General features: G+C 70.5%; 13 protein-coding genes. 3 read left to right on the forward strand and 10 right to left on the reverse strand.

All coding sequences use genetic code 11. The annotated features are described in order from the left end of the window. Nucleotides 1-211: 211 nt before the first annotated feature. The 3 genes from ACFYZB_RS35695 to ACFYZB_RS35705 all read right to left on the reverse strand — a co-directional run bounded on the left by ACFYZB_RS35695 (nt 212) and on the right by ACFYZB_RS35705 (nt 2,602). Complete coding sequence (locus tag ACFYZB_RS35695; RefSeq protein WP_388765598.1) at nt 212-1,255, reverse strand: 3-isopropylmalate dehydrogenase; 1,044 nt, start codon at nt 1,253-1,255, stop codon at nt 212-214. Between the two features lie 80 nt (nt 1,256-1,335). Next, nucleotides 1,336-1,467, reverse strand: a complete 132-nt coding sequence (locus tag ACFYZB_RS35700; protein WP_107304243.1) for a hypothetical protein — start codon at nt 1,465-1,467, stop codon at nt 1,336-1,338. A 226-nt stretch (nt 1,468-1,693) separates the two neighbouring features. Further along, entirely contained in the window at nt 1,694-2,602 is a 909-nt protein-coding gene (locus ACFYZB_RS35705; RefSeq protein ID WP_388765600.1) for a LysR family transcriptional regulator, read from the reverse strand. Between the two features lie 102 nt (nt 2,603-2,704). On the opposite strand from ACFYZB_RS35705, the gene ACFYZB_RS35710 reads away from it, so the two are divergent. After that, nucleotides 2,705-3,700 (forward strand): zinc-binding dehydrogenase, encoded by a 996-nt coding sequence (locus ACFYZB_RS35710; protein ID WP_388765602.1) that lies wholly within the window; start codon nt 2,705-2,707, stop codon nt 3,698-3,700. Nucleotides 3,701-3,784: 84 nt separating this feature from the next. On the opposite strand, the gene pruA is transcribed toward ACFYZB_RS35710, so the two are convergent. Both pruA and ACFYZB_RS35720 read right to left on the reverse strand, forming a co-directional pair. After that, nucleotides 3,785-5,416: an L-glutamate gamma-semialdehyde dehydrogenase gene (pruA, locus tag ACFYZB_RS35715; protein ID WP_351212795.1), complete on the reverse strand. Its 1,632-nt coding sequence runs from the start codon at nt 5,414-5,416 to the stop codon at nt 3,785-3,787. Between the two features lie 49 nt (nt 5,417-5,465). Further along, complete coding sequence (locus ACFYZB_RS35720) at nt 5,466-6,392, reverse strand: proline dehydrogenase family protein (RefSeq protein ID WP_388765604.1); 927 nt, start codon at nt 6,390-6,392, stop codon at nt 5,466-5,468. Between the two features lie 164 nt (nt 6,393-6,556). On the opposite strand from ACFYZB_RS35720, the gene ACFYZB_RS35725 reads away from it, so the two are divergent. Continuing rightward, the gene (locus tag ACFYZB_RS35725) at nt 6,557-7,909 is read left to right on the forward strand and encodes a PucR family transcriptional regulator (RefSeq protein ID WP_388765606.1); all 1,353 of its coding nucleotides are present in this window, start codon (nt 6,557-6,559) and stop codon (nt 7,907-7,909) included. Between the two features lie 81 nt (nt 7,910-7,990). Here ACFYZB_RS35725 and ACFYZB_RS35730 read toward each other — a convergent pair whose 3' ends face one another. Beyond that, nucleotides 7,991-8,605, reverse strand: a complete 615-nt coding sequence (locus tag ACFYZB_RS35730; RefSeq protein WP_388765608.1) for a TetR/AcrR family transcriptional regulator — start codon at nt 8,603-8,605, stop codon at nt 7,991-7,993. A 96-nt stretch (nt 8,606-8,701) separates the two neighbouring features. Here ACFYZB_RS35730 and ACFYZB_RS35735 point away from each other — a divergent pair, with 96 nt between their 5' ends. Next, on the forward strand, nt 8,702-10,222 hold the full coding sequence (locus ACFYZB_RS35735) for an MFS transporter (protein WP_388765610.1): 1,521 nt from the start codon (nt 8,702-8,704) through the stop codon (nt 10,220-10,222). Between the two features lie 107 nt (nt 10,223-10,329). Here the strand turns inward: ACFYZB_RS35735 and serA are convergent, their stop codons facing one another. The 4 genes from serA to ACFYZB_RS35755 form a co-directional block, all read right to left on the reverse strand. Next, on the reverse strand, nt 10,330-11,919 hold the full coding sequence (gene serA, locus ACFYZB_RS35740) for a phosphoglycerate dehydrogenase (RefSeq protein WP_351212785.1): 1,590 nt from the start codon (nt 11,917-11,919) through the stop codon (nt 10,330-10,332). A gap of 257 nt (nt 11,920-12,176) precedes the next feature. Continuing rightward, the gene (ilvC, locus tag ACFYZB_RS35745; protein ID WP_351212783.1) at nt 12,177-13,175 is read right to left on the reverse strand and encodes a ketol-acid reductoisomerase; all 999 of its coding nucleotides are present in this window, start codon (nt 13,173-13,175) and stop codon (nt 12,177-12,179) included. A gap of 151 nt (nt 13,176-13,326) precedes the next feature. Next, nucleotides 13,327-13,851 carry an acetolactate synthase small subunit gene (gene ilvN / locus ACFYZB_RS35750; RefSeq protein WP_055708145.1) on the reverse strand — a complete coding sequence of 175 codons (525 nt, stop codon included), beginning with the start codon at nt 13,849-13,851 and terminating at the stop codon, nt 13,327-13,329. Nucleotides 13,852-13,873: 22 nt separating this feature from the next. Next, a complete protein-coding gene (locus ACFYZB_RS35755; protein ID WP_388765613.1) occupies nt 13,874-15,721 on the reverse strand; it encodes an acetolactate synthase large subunit in 1,848 nt (615 codons plus the stop codon). Between the last annotated feature and the right edge of the window lie 167 nt (nt 15,722-15,888).

Raw genomic sequence — 15,888 nt, forward strand, 5'->3', positions numbered from 1 at the left:
GCGCTCACGCCCCGTCACTGCGACCTGCCAGTGTTAGGACATCCGAGCTTTCCCTCATACCGCGGCTCCGCGTTCGATTATCGCGCGGGGCCCGCGGCGGAAGGAATGGGGGTGAATGCGGCCCAGGGGTCGATGGTGGCACCCGGCGGGGACATGCGGAAGCCGCCGGGTGGTCGTCCGACCCGGCGGCTTCTCGTGCGGGAGCGCCGGGTCAGCCGGCTACTCGGGTGGCGAGCGCGTCGCCGATCTGCGAGGTGCTGCGGGCACCCAGCGCGGCGCGCTCGGTGAGGTCCGCGGCGACCGCCGCGTCGATGCGGTCGGCCTCGCTGTCGTAGCCGAGGTGGCGCAGCAGCAGGGCGACGGACAGAACGGTGGCGGTGGGGTCGGCCTTGCCCTGCCCGGCGATGTCGGGCGCGGATCCGTGGACCGGCTCGAACATCGAGGGGAACTCGCGGGAGGGGTTGATGTTCCCGCTCGCGGCCACGCCGATGCCGCCGGAGACGGCCGCGGCGAGGTCGGTGATGATGTCGCCGAAGAGGTTGTCGGTGACGATCACGTCGAACCGGCCGGGGTCGGTGACCAGGTAGATGGTCGCCGCGTCGACGTGGATGTAGTCGGTGGTGACCTCGGGGAACTCCTGGGCCACCCTGTTGAAGACGTTCGTCCACAGGTGACCGGCGAAGGTCAGCACGTTGTTCTTGTGGACGAGGGTGAGCTTCTTGCGCGGGCGGGCCTGGGCGCGGGCGAAGGCGTCGCGGACCACACGCTCGACACCGAAGGCCGTGTTGACGGAGACCTCGGTGGCGACCTCGTGCTCGGTGCCCTTGCGGATGGTGCCGCCGTTGCCGGTGTACGGACCCTCGGTGCCCTCGCGGACGACGACGAAGTCGATCTCCGGCTGGCCGGCGAGCGGGGTGGCGACACCGGGGAGGAGCTTCGACGGGCGCAGGTTGACGTGGTGGTCGAAGGCGAAGCGGAGCTTGAGCAGGAAGCCGCGCTCCAGCACGCCGGACGGCACCGACGGATCGCCGATGGCGCCGAGCAGGATGGCGTCGTGCTGCTTCAGCGCGTCGAGATCGGCGTCGGTGAGGGTCTCACCGGTGGCGTGGTAGCGCTTGGCGCCGAAGTCGTACTCCTTGGTCTCCAGCTTCACATCCTGCGGCAGGACGGCGGAGAGGACCTTGAGACCCTCGGACACGACTTCCTGTCCGATGCCGTCCCCGGGGATCACTGCGAGATCGATGCTGCGAGACATGCGGGCACCCTACTCCTCGTCCCAGGTGATGACACGGCCCGTCCGCCATATGGACGACCGGGGCGGGGTCCGACGCGGGCTCAGTGGCCGGTCTCGCCGCCGTTGTCGCGGCGGTCGAGGGCACGCTGGAGGGCGGCGGCGGCGTTCTTGCGGTCGGACTCGCTCGCGGGGGACACGTGGCGGACTCGGCGGCGGACGGTCGTCTCGGCCATGGGAATCGACTCCTTCGGCAAACACGGAGCACGGCAATGAGGGGTTACGAGACGCCGGATGGGGCGGGGAGCCGAAGGGCCGCAGGGGTTGCCTGCACCGGGCCCGGCTCACGACCGCCATTCGCTTGATCGAGCGAGACGTTCGGCTCCTACAAAACTAAGGGAGCGGCCCGCTTCTGTCTCCACAATTACTCGGACTTCCTACTATCTGAGACAGTGCACCGCGTCACACCGCCCTGAGCTGGGCTTTCGTGCCTTCGGGTGACGTGCCGTCGAGTGACCGCAGGGTCCGGATCAGGGCCCGTACGGCGGCGGTGGCGGCGAGTTCCGGGGTGGTGACGTAACCGACGCAGCGGTACGGCCGTTCCGGTCCGAGGTCGGTGATCTCGACGGCGGGCGGCGCCCCGGCGAGGGAGAGCGCGGGCATGATCGCCATGCCGAGCCCGCTGCCCACCATCGACAGCACCGCCCCGTCGTCCTCGGCGCTGACGGTCGCCGCCGGGATCCAGTCCTGGGCGGCCCACCAGGCACGGGTGTAGGAGCCGCAGTTCTCGGCCCAGTCGACCAGCGGCAGCGTGCGCGGATCCGGGTGGCCGGCCGGATGCACCAGGGAGTACGGCTCCCGCAGCAGCTCCCCGCCGACCAGCCCGTCCGGCGGCGGCCCGCTCAGGGTGGCGATCCCGAGGTCGGCCCGCCCGGCGGCGACCTCGCCCGCGGTGCCGGCGCCCAGTTCCCGTCCGACCGTGACGGTCACCTCGACGCCGGGGTGCCGGGCGGCGAGCCGCTCCAGGGCGGGCGGCAGCAGACGCAGCGCGGCGCTGCGGAAGGCGGCGATCCGCAGCGGCCCGCAGAGCTCGCCGGTGTCCGCCGCACGGGCGTCGGCGGCCAGCGCCCGGAGCATGCGCAGCACCCGCCGCGCGTGCGCCGCCGCCCGGTCCCCCGCGGGCGTCGGCCGGGCACCGAACCGCCCCCGCTCGAAGAGCACGACGCCCAGCTTGCGTTCGATGCCGCGCACGGCGTGCGAGACGGCCGACTGGGTGGCCCCGAGCCGGGCGGCCGCGGCGGAGAAGGCGCCCTCCTCGGCCACGGCAACCAGGATCCTCAGCTCCTGCGGGGCAAGGTCGACTGCTGTCACTCGGGGCTCCCGCCTGCGTGTATGAGGGCGTTTCATGGATCGCCGGTTTCCATGAACCGTACCGTCTGCCCACCCCGGCCGACCCTCCCTACGGTCCTGCTCATGACCGAGATCGCGCTCACCGTCCAGCAGACCGCCCGTCCCACCGGCTTCCCCACCGCCGGACACTTCCGCTTCGCCGAGTCACCGGTACCGCAGCCGGCGCCCGGCACCGCCCTGGTGGAGAACCTGCTGTGGTCCGTGGACCCGTACCACCGCGAAATGATGGACGGCGACTTCGAGCTGAACGCCCCGCTGGAGGGCCGCACCCTGGGCCGGGTCACCGCCTCCCGCACCCCGGAGCTGCCCGAGGGCGAGATCGTCTTCCACCGTCGGGGCTGGCGCACGCACGCCGTGGTGCGCCCCGAGGAGGTCCGGCGGCTCCCGCACCACCCGGGCGTGCCGCTGTCGGCGTACCTGAGCGTGCTGGGCGGCACCGGCCTGACGGCGTACGTCGCCCTGACCCGGATCGCCCGGCTGCGCGAGGGTGAGGACGTGTTCGTCTCCGGCGCCGCGGGCGGGGTCGGCACGGCGGCCGGCCGGTTCGCCCGGCTGCTCGGCGCGGGCCGGGTGATCGGCAGCGCGGGCACCGCGGAGAAGGTGAAGTACCTGACGGAACGGGCCGGCTACGACACCGCCTTCGACTACCGCGCGGCCCCGGCCGCCGACCTGCTGGCCCACGCCGCCCCCACCGGCATCGACGTCTTCGTGGACAACGTCGGCGGCGAGCAGCTCGGCGCGGCGATCGGCGCGCTGCGCGAGCGGGGCCGGGTGGTACGGGTCGGCACGATCAGCCAGTACAACACCCCCACTGCCCCGCCCGTCCTCTTCGACCACGCCGACGTGGTGGAGAAGATCCTGCGGATCGAGGGCTTTCTGGTGAAGGACCACCGGGACGCGCAGGAAGAGCTGTACGACTTCGCCGTACCGCATCTGCGCAGCGGGGCGCTGGCGGCGGACGAGACGGTGATCGACGGGTTCGGGCGGATCGTGGAGGCGTTCCTGCTGATGCTGCGCGGCGGGAACACGGGCAAGATCCTGGTCCGCGCGACGGATTGACGTCCCGTCGGGCAGCACAGTGGAAACGGGCCGGGAAGCCTGCTCGGTGTCAGGCTTCCCGGCCCGTGCTCAGGGGGCCGGGGGTCAGCCCATGTGCGGGTAGGAGTAGTCGGTCGGCGGGACCAGGGTCTCCTTGATGGCGCGGGTCAGGGTCCAGCGCAGCAGGTTCTGCGGGGCGCCGGCCTTGTCGTTGGTGCCGGAGGAGCGGCCGCCGCCGAAGGGCTGCTGGCCGACGACGGCGCCGGTCGACTTGTCGTTGATGTAGAAGTTGCCGGCCGCGTAGCGCAGCTTCTCCATCGTGTACGCCGCCGCCGCGCGGTCGCCCGCGATGACCGAGCCCGTGAGGGCGTAGTCCGACACCGACTCCATCTGGGTCAGCATCTCGTCGTACTGGTCGTCCTCGTAGACGTAGACGCCGAGGAACGGGCCGAAGTACTCCGTGCGGAAGATCTCGTTCTCCGGGTCGGTGGAGACGACGACCGTCGGACGGACGAAGTAGCCGACCGAGTCGTCGTAGCTGCCGCCCGCGACGATCTCGCAGGTCGGGTCGGACTTCGCGCGGTCGATCGCGGCCTTGTTCTTGGCGAAGGCACGGTCGTCGATCACGGCGCCGATGAAGTTCGACAGGTCGGTGACGTCACCCATGGTGAGGTAGTCGACCTCGGCCGCGAACTCCTCCCGGAAGCCCGAGTTCCAGATGGAGGCCGGGATGTAGGCGCGGGAGGTGGCCGAGCACTTCTGGCCCTGGTACTCGAAGGCACCGCGGGTCAGGGCGGTCTTCAGCACCGCGCGGTCGGCGCTCGGGTGGGCGACCAGGAAGTCCTTGCCGCCGGTCTCGCCGACCAGACGCGGGTACGAACGGTACTTCTCGATGTTGTTGCCGACCGTCTTCCACAGGTACTGGAAGGTCTTGGTCGAACCCGTGAAGTGGATGCCGGCCAGGTCGCGATGGACCAGGGCGACCTTGGAGACCTCGATGCCGTCACCGGTGACGAGGTTGATGACGCCCTTGGGCAGGCCGGCCTCCTCCAGGAGCTGCATCAGCAGCACGGCCGCGTGGGTCTGCGTCGGGGACGGCTTCCAGACGACGACGTTGCCCATGAGCGCGGGGGCCGTCGGCAGGTTGCCCGCGATGGCGCTGAAGTTGAAGGGCGTGATCGCGTAGACGAAGCCCTCCAGCGGACGGTGGTCGAGGCGGTTCCACACGCCCGGGGAGTTCGCCGGGGGCTGCTCGGCGAGGATCTGGCGCGCGTAGTGGACGTTGAAGCGCCAGAAGTCGACCAGCTCGCACGGTGTGTCGATCTCGGCCTGCTGGGCGGTCTTCGACTGGCCCAGCATGGTGGAGGCGGCGATCGTCTCGCGCCAGGGGCCGGCCAGCAGTTCGGCGGCGCGCAGGATGATCGCGGCGCGGTCGTCGAAGGACATCGCGCGCCAGGCCGGGGCGGCGGCCAGGGCGGCGTCGATGGCGTCCTTCGCGTCCTGCTGGGTGGCGTTGCGCAGGGTGCCGATGACGGCCTTGTGGTTGTGCGGCTGGACCACCTGGAACGGCTCGCCGCCGCCCATCCGCTTCTCGCCGCCGATGGTCATCGGCAGGTCGATCGGGTTCTCGGCCAGCTCCTTGAGCTTGGCCTCCAGCCGGGCGCGCTCGGGCGAGCCGGGGGCGTAGCCGTGCACCGGCTCGTTGACGGGGGTGGGGACCTGGGTCACAGCGTCCATGAGATCCGAACTCCTTGTACGTGAGCGGGTGTTGGGGCGGTTGGGGGGCTCAGCCCTTGCTGACCATCGAGCGAAGGAAGAACCGCAGGTTGGCGGGTTTCTCCGCGAGACGGCGCATGAAGTAGCCGTACCAGTCGGTGCCGTAGGCGGTGTAGACGCGCATGCGGTGGCCCTCGGCGGCCAGTCGCAGGTGCTCGTCGCCACGGATGCCGTACAGCATCTGGAACTCGTACTCGTCGAGCTTGCGGCCGGCCTTGTGGGCCAGCTCCTGGGCGATGGCGATCAGGCGCGGGTCGTGGGACCCGATCATCGGGTACCCCTCGCCCTCCATCAGGATCCTCAGGACACGGACGTACGCCTTGTCGATCTCGTGCTTCTGCTGGTAGGCGACCTCGGCGGGCTCCTTGTAGGCGCCCTTCACCAGGCGGACGCGGCTGCCGTTCGCGGCGAGGCGGCGGGCGTCGGCCTCGGTGCGGAACAGGTAGGCCTGGATGACGCAGCCGGTCTGCGGGAAGTCCTTCCGCAGCTCGTCGTGGATGGCGAACATCGAGTCGAGGGTGGTGTGGTCCTCGGCGTCGAGGGTGACGGTCGTGCCGATGGCGGCGGCGGCCGCCACGACCGGGCGGACGTTGGCGAGCGCCAGCTCGTGCCCGCCTTCGAGCGCCTGCCCGAACATGGACAGCTTCACCGACATCTCGACCCGCTCGCCGAGCTCCAGCTCCTTGAGGTGGTCGATCAGCAGCAGATACGCGTCCCGGGCGGCGGAGGCCTGCTCGGGGGTGGTGATGTCCTCGCCGACGACGTCCATCGTCAGCTCCAGGCCCTTGGCCGTCAGGTCCTTGATGATCGGCACGATGTCGTCGACGGTCTCGCCCGGGATGAAGCGGTCGACGACCTGCTTGGTCACCGGGGCCGCCGAGATCAGGCGTCGCATCCGGTCGCTGCGCGACGCGGCGAGAATCACGGGACCCAGCACGGGGCACCTCCACAGACAAGCACCAATTCGGCCGTCACCCGACGATTCGGGTACGGCACGGAGAACCACCGTGAAACCTAAGGATCTCTCCGATCGTGGGCCATCGACAGCTGTCACGCATCCGTGCACAGGATCTCAGACAGGTGTATGAAGGCCGCCGGAAAATGAGGGAGAATGCCCGAGTGGCGGCGGATTTCAAAGGCTTCCAGGCCTTCAAGGGCGACTACCAGGAGCTGGTGGACGAGATCTCGGAGCTGCTGGGCGCCCCGGCGACCCTGGAGAACCGCGACTTCGAGCTGATCGCCTTCGGCGCCTACGACAGCGACGACGAGCTGGATCCCTCCGCGCTGGACCCGGTGCGCACCCGCTCGATCCTGACCCGGCGCTCCACGGCCACGGTCCGGGCGTGGTTCGAGGGCTTCGGCATCACCCGTGCGACCGGACCGGTGCGGATCCCGCCGACCCCGGAGGCCGGGGTGTACCGCGGCCGGATCTGCCTGCCCGTACGCCATCGGGGCGTCGCCCTCGGCTACGTCTGGCTGCTGGACAGCGACCCCGGGCCGACGGACGCACAGCTGGCCGCCGCGATGGAGGTGGCCGGCCGGATCGGCGCGCTGCTCGCGGACGAGGCGGAGGCCGGGGCGGGGCTGAGCCGGGAGCTGCGGGCGGTGCTCACCGCCGAGCCCGGCTGGCAGCAGGACATGGCGGTGGCGGAACTGCGCACCGCCCTCGGCCCCCGCGCCGACGGCCCGCTCACCCTCGTCTGCGTCGCCCCCTGGCCCTCGGCCGACCCCGAAGACGCCCCCGCCGCCCGCACGATCCCCCACGCCACCGCCCTGTGCACGCTGCCCTGGGGCCCCTCGGAACAGAGCCTCGCCCTGCTGGTCCGGCTGCGGACGCCGGAGGTGACCACGCCGGCCCTGGCAGCGGCCACGCGACTGCTCAAGGAGGCCGAGGGGGTTCAGGGCACGATGGGGGGCGGGGGGCGCGGGGCTGGGGCTCGGGCGGCTGCGGCGGGGACCTCCGGAGCGGCCCGGGTCGCCGGGGGCGCGGGGAGTGCCGGGGGTGCGGGGAGTGCCGGGGGTGCGGGGAGTGCCGGGGGTGCCGGATGCGCCGCCGGGGTCGGTGATCCCCGCACCGGCCTCGCCGAGTTGGGCACGGTCTGGCAGGAGGCCGCCGCCGCCACGCGCGCCGCGCTGGCCGAGCCGCGGTTCGGGCCGGTCGCCCAGTGGGCGCGCATCGGGCCGTACCGGCTGCTGACCGCGCTGCCGCCGCAGGCCGCGCACGACCCCGTGGTCGGCCCCCTCCTCTCCCCCGCCCACCGGGAACTGGCCCGCACCGCCGAGGTCTACCTCGACTGCGCCGGCCAGGCCGGCCGTACCGCCGCCGAACTGGGCATCCACCGGCAGACCCTCTACTACCGCCTCTCCCGCGTCGAGCAACTGACCGGCCTGGACCTGGACGACGGCGAGGACCGCCTGCTGCTGCACATGGCACTGAAACGGGCGCGGCTGTGAAGTGCCGGATCCCGCACGGGCATTCCGGCAGGGCGCGACCGGGTGGCGCAGACCCGGGCCGACGAGGTGCCGCTCAGTGCCTCATCGAGCGCCCGCGGCCGCATCCGTCTCCGTGCCCCCGCGCGCCGCGATGACCCGCCGCAGGCCCTCCGTCAACTGCTCCGCGCTGGTGGCCGAGTCCGGGTCGAAGAGCCACTGGACCATGAGGCCGTTGAGGAGAGTCATGTAGAAGCGGCCCTCGGTTTCGGCGGCTTCCTCGTCGAGGTCGGCTTCCGGGATGCCGCTGAACATCGCCACGAGCCCCGAGCGCCCCTCCTTCTGCGCCTCGGCCAGCAGCTTGCGCACCTCCGTGATCCGGTCGTCGCCCTGGAACATCAGCTCGAAGCTGAGGAGCCAGACCGCCCGCGACTCGGGAACCGTGCGGATGATCGTCGCCCAGACCTCCCGGAAGCGCTCCAGCGAACCCGGCGGCTGGCTCAACTCGCCGCCGTACGCCGGGTCGAACCCCTCCCCCACGCCCTCGATCAGCGAGATGTACGCCTGCACCAGCAGCTCGTCCTTCGACCCGTAGTGGTAGCCGATCGACGCCAGGTTGGTCCCCGACTCCTTGACGATGTCCCGCGCGGTCGTACGCAGGAACCCCTTCTCCAGCAGGCAGCGCTTGGCGCCTTCGAGCAGATCCTCACGGTGTCCCATGGCCCCACCTTACCGCCGATCCATACGAGCGTCCTAGACAAGTGACTTATACATTCGTTCTAGACAAGCGTTTAAGACGCCCGTACAGTCACTGGCATGACGAACGCGACGAGCACCACCACAACCCCGGCCACCCGTGCGGGACGGCGCGAATGGACCGCTCTCGGCGTGCTGATGCTGCCGCTGCTGCTGGTCTCGATGGACGTCTCGGTCCTGTACTTCGCGACCCCCGCGATCAGCGCGGACCTGCACCCGAGCGGCACCCAACAGCTGTGGATCTTCGACGTCTACGGCTTCGTCCTGGCCGGCCTGCTGATGACGATGGGCTCCCTCGGCGACCGCATCGGCCGCCGCAGGCTGCTCCTCATGGGAGCCGCGGCCTTCGGCGGCGCCTCGCTCCTCGCGGCCTACGCGAACAGCGCCGACACCCTGATAGCGGCCCGCGCGATCCTCGGCGTCGGCGGCGCGACCCTGATGCCGTCCACGATGGCGCTGCTGCGCACGATGTTCACCGACCCCGCTCAGCGCACCAAGGCGATCGGGCTGTGGTCCGGCGTCATGACCGGCGGCATCGCGCTCGGCTCCGTGATGAGCGGCATCCTGGTCGAGCACTTCTGGTGGGGCTCGGTCTTCCTGGTCAACCTGCCCGCGATGGCGCTGCTGTTGCTCATCGGTCCGGTGCTGCTGCCGGAGTCCAGGGATCCGAACCCCGGGCGTTTCGACTGGGTGAGCGTCCCGCTGTCGATGGCCGCCGTGCTCCCCGTGATCTACGGCCTGAAGGAGATCCCCTCCGAGGGCTGGCACCCGCTGTACGTCGCCTCCGTCGCCGTCGGCCTGCTCTTCGCGGCGCTCTTCGTCCACCGTCAGCGCAGCAGCGACTCGCCGCTGATCCCGCCGGCCCTGCTCAAGGGCCACGGCTTCGCCCCGGCGCTGGTCCTGAACCTCCTCGGCAGCCTCGGCATGATGGGCTCGGCCATCTTCACCACGCAGTACCTGCAGTCGGTCCTCGGCTTCAGCCCGCTGTCGGCGGCCCTGTGGAGCCTGCTGCCCTCGGTGTTCATCGGGCTCGCCGGGCCGGTCACCGCGCAGCTCGTGCAGCGGGGCGTCAACCGGGGGTACGTGGTCGCGGGCGGCTTCGCCGCCATGGCGGCCGGTTACGCGATGCTCGCCCTCGTCGGCACCGACTCGCTGTGGCTGGCGCTGGCCGGGTCCGGTGTCCTGGCCTGCGGCGTCGTCGCGATCATGTCCCAGCTGACCGACCTGGCCATGAGCAGTGCCCCGGTGGAGCGTGCGGGAACGGCCTCCTCCCTGCTGGAGACCAGCGCCGAGTTCGGCGGCGCGCTCGGCATGGCGGTCCTCGGCTCGATCGGTACGGCGGTCTACCGCCACGAGATGCCGGCCACCGCCCCGGCCCGGGCCCGCGAGACCCTGGGCGACGCCCTCGCCACGGCCGCGCACCTGCCCGGCCGGGCCGGCGAGTCCCTCCTCGGCACGGCCCGCGAGGCGTTCACCACCGGGATGCAGGGCGCGGCGATCGCCGGGGCGGTGCTGCTGGCGCTGGCGGCGGTGGGGGCGGCTGTGAGCCTGCGGAGGATCGAGGTCAGGAACGAGAAGTAGGGCACCGCACAACGCCGGACGGGCTGAGCAAACCTCAGCCCGTCCGGCGTTTGAGGACGACTCCGGCCCTCCGGCCGACCGAGTCGGGGTGGAGGGCCGGGAGAGAATCAGACCAGGTTCACCGACCGAGCCGACACAGCACCGATCTCCGACGCGACCTCGGCCAGCACACCGGCGGCCACCGTGTCATCGACCGTGAGCACGGCCAACGCCTCGCCGCCCACCGCCGCGCGAGCAACCTGCATGCCGGCGATGTTGATGCCGGCCTCGCCGAGGATCCGGCCGACGGTGCCGACGACACCGGGACGGTCCTCGTAGCGCAGGACGACCATGTGGTCGGCGAGGGCGAGGTCGACGTCGTAGTCACCGACCGCGACGATCTTCTGGACGTGCTTCGGGCCGGCCAGCGTGCCGGAGACCGACACCTCCTCGCCGTCCGCGAGCGTGCCGCGCACGGTGACCACGTTGCGGTGCTCGGCCGACTCGGAGCTGGTCGTCAGCCGGACCTCGACGCCACGCTCCTGCGCGAACAGCGGCGCGTTGACGTAACTCACCGTCTCGTCGACGACGTCCTCGAAGACGCCCTTGAGCGCGGACAGCTCCAGCACCTTCACGTCGTGCTGGGTGATCTCGCCGTAGACCTCGACGTCGAGGCGGTGCGCGACCTCGCCGGCGAGCGCGGTGAAGATACGGCCGAGGCGCTCGGCGAGCGGCAGGCCCGGCTTGACGTCCTCGGCGATGACACCGCCCTGGACGTTGACCGCGTCCGGGACCAGCTCACCGGCGAGGGCGAGGCGGACGGACCTGGCGACCGCGATGCCCGCCTTCTCCTGGGCCTCGTCGGTGGAGGCGCCGAGGTGCGGGGTGCAGACGACCTGGTCCAGCTCGAACAGCGGGGAGTCGGTGCACGGCTCCTTGGCGTACACGTCGAGGCCGGCGCCGGCGACCCGGCCCTCCTTCAGCGCCGAGTACAGCGCCGCCTCGTCCACGATGCCGCCGCGCGCGGCGTTGACGATGCGCACGCTCGGCTTGACCCTGCGCAGCGCCTCGTCGCCGATGAGGCCGAGGGTCTCGGGGGTCTTGGGCAGGTGGACGGTGATGAAGTCGGAGACCTCCAGCAGCTCGTCCAGGGACAGCACCTTGACGCCCATCTGCGCGGCCCGCGCGGGCTGGACGTAGGGGTCGTAGGCGACGACCTTCATGCCGAAGGCGGACATGCGCTGGGCTACCAGGGCGCCGATGCGGCCGAGGCCGACGACACCGAGGGTCTTCTCGGCCAGCTCGACGCCCGTGTACTTGCTGCGCTTCCACTCGCCGTTCTTCAGCGCGGCGTTGGCCTGCGGGATGTTGCGGGCGGAGGCGAGGATCAGACCGCAGGCCAGTTCGGCGGCGGTCACGATGTTGGAGGTCGGAGCGTTGACGACCATCACGCCGGCCTTGGTGGCGGCGGAGACGTCGACGTTGTCCAGGCCGACGCCGGCGCGGGCGACGACCTTGAGCTTCTTCGCGGCGGCGATGGCCTCGGCGTCGACCTTGGTCGCGGAGCGGATCAGGATCGCGTCGACGTCGGCGATGGCGGGGAGCAGTTCGGCTCGGTCGGCTCCGTTGGCGTGCCGGATCTCGAAGTCCGGGCCGAGTGCGTCCACGGTCGCGGGCGACAGCTCTTCAGCGATGAGTACGACGGGTTTCGAGCTCACGTGAGGTCCTCACAAGTCCAGAGCATGCGGACGGCCGTCCCGACGGCCGCAGGCGGAGGAGGGGGGCTAGCCGCGGAAGACGCACGACGCTGTGGGCCTGACGCGTGTTGTGTGCAGCAGTGTAGTGGCGTGGCGCAGGGCGTCTTGCGCCTCCACGGAAGGATCACCCGTCCGGGGCTGGACGGGGTGGACAACAGGTCGACAGACGGATGGACAACGGGGCCGGAGCAGCATGCCCCGGCCCCCTGACGTGAGGCTTACGCCTCCTCGTTCACCCAGCTCATCAGCTTGCGCAGCTGCTTGCCCGTGGTCTCCAGCAGGTGCTCGGAGTCCTGCTGCTTGTACTCGTTGTACTTCTTCAGGCCGCCGTGGTACTCGTCCATCCACTGCTGGGCGAAGGAGCCGTCCTGGATCTCGGCGAGGACCTTCTTCATCTCGGCCTTGGTGGCGTCGGTGATGATGCGCGGGCCGGTGACGTAGTCGCCCCACTCGGCGGTCTCGGAGATGGACCAGCGCATCTTCTCCAGGCCGCCCTCGTACATGAGGTCCACGATCAGCTTCAGCTCGTGCAGGCACTCGAAGTAGGCGATCTCCGGCTGGTAGCCGGCCTCGGTCAGGGTCTCGAAGCCCGCCTTGACCAGCGCGGCCGTACCACCGCAGAGGACGGCCTGCTCACCGAACAGGTCGGTCTCGGTCTCCTCGGTGAAGGTCGTCTTGATGACGCCGGCGCGGGTGCCGCCGATGCCCTTGGCGTAGGACAGGGCGAGCGCGAAGGCGTTGCCGGAGGCGTCCTGCTCGACGGCGGCGATGCACGGAACGCCGCGGCCCTCCTCGTACTGACGGCGCACCAGGTGGCCCGGGCCCTTCGGGGCGACCATGCAGACGTCCACGCCGGCCGGGGGCTTGATGAAGCCGAAGCGGATGTTGAAGCCGTGGCCGAAGAACAGCGCGTCGCCGTCCTTCAGGTTCGGGGCGATGGACTCCTCGTAGACCTGGGCCTGGATCGGGTCCGGCACCAGGATCATGATGACGTCGGCCTCGGCGGCGGCCTCCGACGGCGTCACCACGCGCAGGCCCTGCTCCTCGGCCTTGGCCTTGGACTTGGAGCCCTCGTGCAGACCGACACGGACGTCGACACCGGAGTCACGCAGCGACAGCGCGTGGGCGTGGCCCTGGCTGCCGTAGCCGATGACCGCGACCTTGCGGCCCTGGATGATGGACAGGTCGGCGTCAGCGTCGTAGAACAGCTCGGCCACTTTGGGTTCTCTCCTTGGTGTGCAGGTTGTGCGTCCCACCGTATGCCGGTGGGGGGAAGGGAAGTCTCGGGGTCTCGGCATCCGGGCGGACGGCGTGTCGCCACCCGCCCGGTTTCAGCCGTACTTCAGCTTTCTTCAGCTCTACTCAGCTTTACGCGGATCGGTCGAGAGCGCGCAGCGAGCGGTCGGTGATCGAACGGGCGCCGCGGCCGATCGCGATCGTGCCGGACTGCACCAGCTCCTTGATGCCGAACGGCTCCAGCATCTTGAGCATGGCGGACAGCTTCTCGCTGGATCCGGTGGCCTCGATGGTGACGGCCTCCGGGGAGACGTCGACGGTCTTGGCGCGGAACAGCTGGACGATCTCCACGATCTGGGAGCGGGTCTCGTTGTCGGCGCGGACCTTCACCAGGACGAGTTCGCGCTGCACGGCCTGACCGGGCTCCAGCTCCACGATCTTCAGCACGTTGACGAGCTTGTTGAGCTGCTTGGTCACCTGTTCCAGCGGCAGGTCCTCGACACCCACCACGATGGTGATGCGGGAGATGTCGGGGTGCTCGGTGACGCCGACCGCGAGCGAGTCGATGTTGAAGCCGCGGCGCGAGAACAGGGCGGCGATCCGGGCGAGGATGCCCGGCGTGTTCTCCACCAGGACGGAGAGCGTGTGCTTGGACATGGTCTTTTTACGTCTCTCTCGCTCAGTCGTCTTCGTTGTCGCCGAAGTCGGGGCGGACGTCCCGGGCGGCCATGATCTCGTCGTTGGAGGTGCCGGCGGCGACCATCGGCCACACCATCGCGTCCTCGTGGACGATGAAGTCGACGACCACCGGTCGGTCGTTGATGGAGTTCGCCTCTTCGATGACCTTGTCCAGGTCCTCCGGGCGCTCACAGCGCAGGGCCACGCAGCCCATCGCCTCGGACAGCTTCACGAAGTCCGGCACGCGCGTGCCCTTGGCCTCCGGGTTGATGTCGTCGGGGCCGCTGTGCAGCACGGTGTTGGAGTAGCGCTGGTTGTAGAACAGTGTCTGCCACTGGCGGACCATCCCGAGGGCGCCGTTGTTGATGATGGCGACCTTGATCGGGATGTTGTTCAGGGCGCAGGTGGTCAGTTCCTGGTTGGTCATCTGGAAGCAGCCGTCGCCGTCGATCGCCCAGACCGTGCGACCCGGCTGTCCGGCCTTGGCGCCCATGGCGGCGGGGACCGCGTAGCCCATGGTTCCGGCGCCGCCGGAGTTCAGCCAGGTGGCGGGCTTGTCGTACTGGATGAAGTGCGCGGCCCACATCTGGTGCTGGCCGACGCCCGCGGCGAAGATCGTGCCCTCGGGCGCGAGTTGGCCGATGCGCTCGATGACCGCCTGCGGGGAGAGCGAGCCGTCCTCGGGCTGGTCGTAGCCGAGCGGGTAGGTCTCGCGCCAGCGGCTCAGGTCGCTCCACCAGGCGGTGTAGTCGCCCTTGTGGCCCTCGCTGTGCTCCTTCTGCACCGCCTGGATCAGGTCCGCGATGACCTCGCGGGCGTCACCGACGATCGGGACGTCGGCAGCGCGGTTCTTGCCGATCTCGGCCGGGTCGATGTCGGCGTGGACGATCTTGGCGTACGGGGCGAAGCTGTCCAGCTTGCCGGTGACGCGGTCGTCGAAGCGGGCGCCGAGGGCGACGATCAGGTCGGCCTTCTGCAGCGCGGTGACGGCGGCGACCGCACCGTGCATGCCCGGCATTCCCACGTGCAGCGGGTGGCTGTCGGGGAACGCGCCGAGCGCCATCAGGGTGGTGGTGACGGGCGCTCCGGTGAGCTCGGCGAGGACCTTCAGTTCGGCGGTGGCCTGCGCCTTGAGGACGCCGCCGCCGACGTAGAGGACGGGCCGCCTGGCGGAGGTGATCAGCTTGGCGGCCTCGCGGATCTGCTTGGCGTGCGGCTTGGTCACCGGGCGGTAGCCGGGCAGGTCCATGGTGGGCGGCCAGGAGAAGGTGGTCTTCGCCTGGAGGGCGTCCTTGGAGATGTCGACCAGGACCGGGCCCGGGCGGCCGGTGGAGGCGATGTGGAACGCCTGCGCGATGACCCGGGGGATGTCCTCGGCCTTGGTGACCAGGAAGTTGTGCTTGGTGATCGGCATGGTGATACCGACGATGTCCGCCTCCTGGAAGGCGTCCGTGCCGATCGCCTTCGAGGCGACCTGGCCGGTGATCGCGACCAGCGGGACGGAGTCCATGTGCGCGTCGGCGATCGGCGTGACCAGGTTGGTGGCACCGGGGCCGCTCGTCGCCATGCAGACGCCGACCTTGCCGGTGGCCTGCGCGTAGCCGGTGGCCGCGTGGCCGGCGCCCTGCTCGTGGCGGACCAGCACGTGACGGACCCGGGTGGAGTCCATCAGGGGGTCGTACGCCGGCAGGATCGCGCCGCCGGGAATGCCGAATACCGTGTCAGCGCCGACCTCCTCGAGGGAGCGGATGAGGGACTGCGCACCCGTGACGTGCTCGACGGGGGCGGAGTGCTGTCCTCCGGATCGGGGCCGCGGCTGCGGATGGGCCCCGGTGGCCTGCTCGGTCATCGGCATTCTCTTCTCGATGCTGAGGGTTTTTGCGAGGTTTGTGCGGAGTTCAAGCGCTGCACGAAAGGCACTCGTGCAACAAAAAACCCCTCGTGCCGTAGGGCAAGCGAGGGGAGCGCGCCGGTGAGGTCGCTGGGGTTTCCGGATCGTCCTCCGGTGGGTCCCAG

This window comes from Streptomyces sp. NPDC001852, assembly GCF_042891825.1.
Classification (GTDB): domain Bacteria; phylum Actinomycetota; class Actinomycetes; order Streptomycetales; family Streptomycetaceae; genus Streptomyces.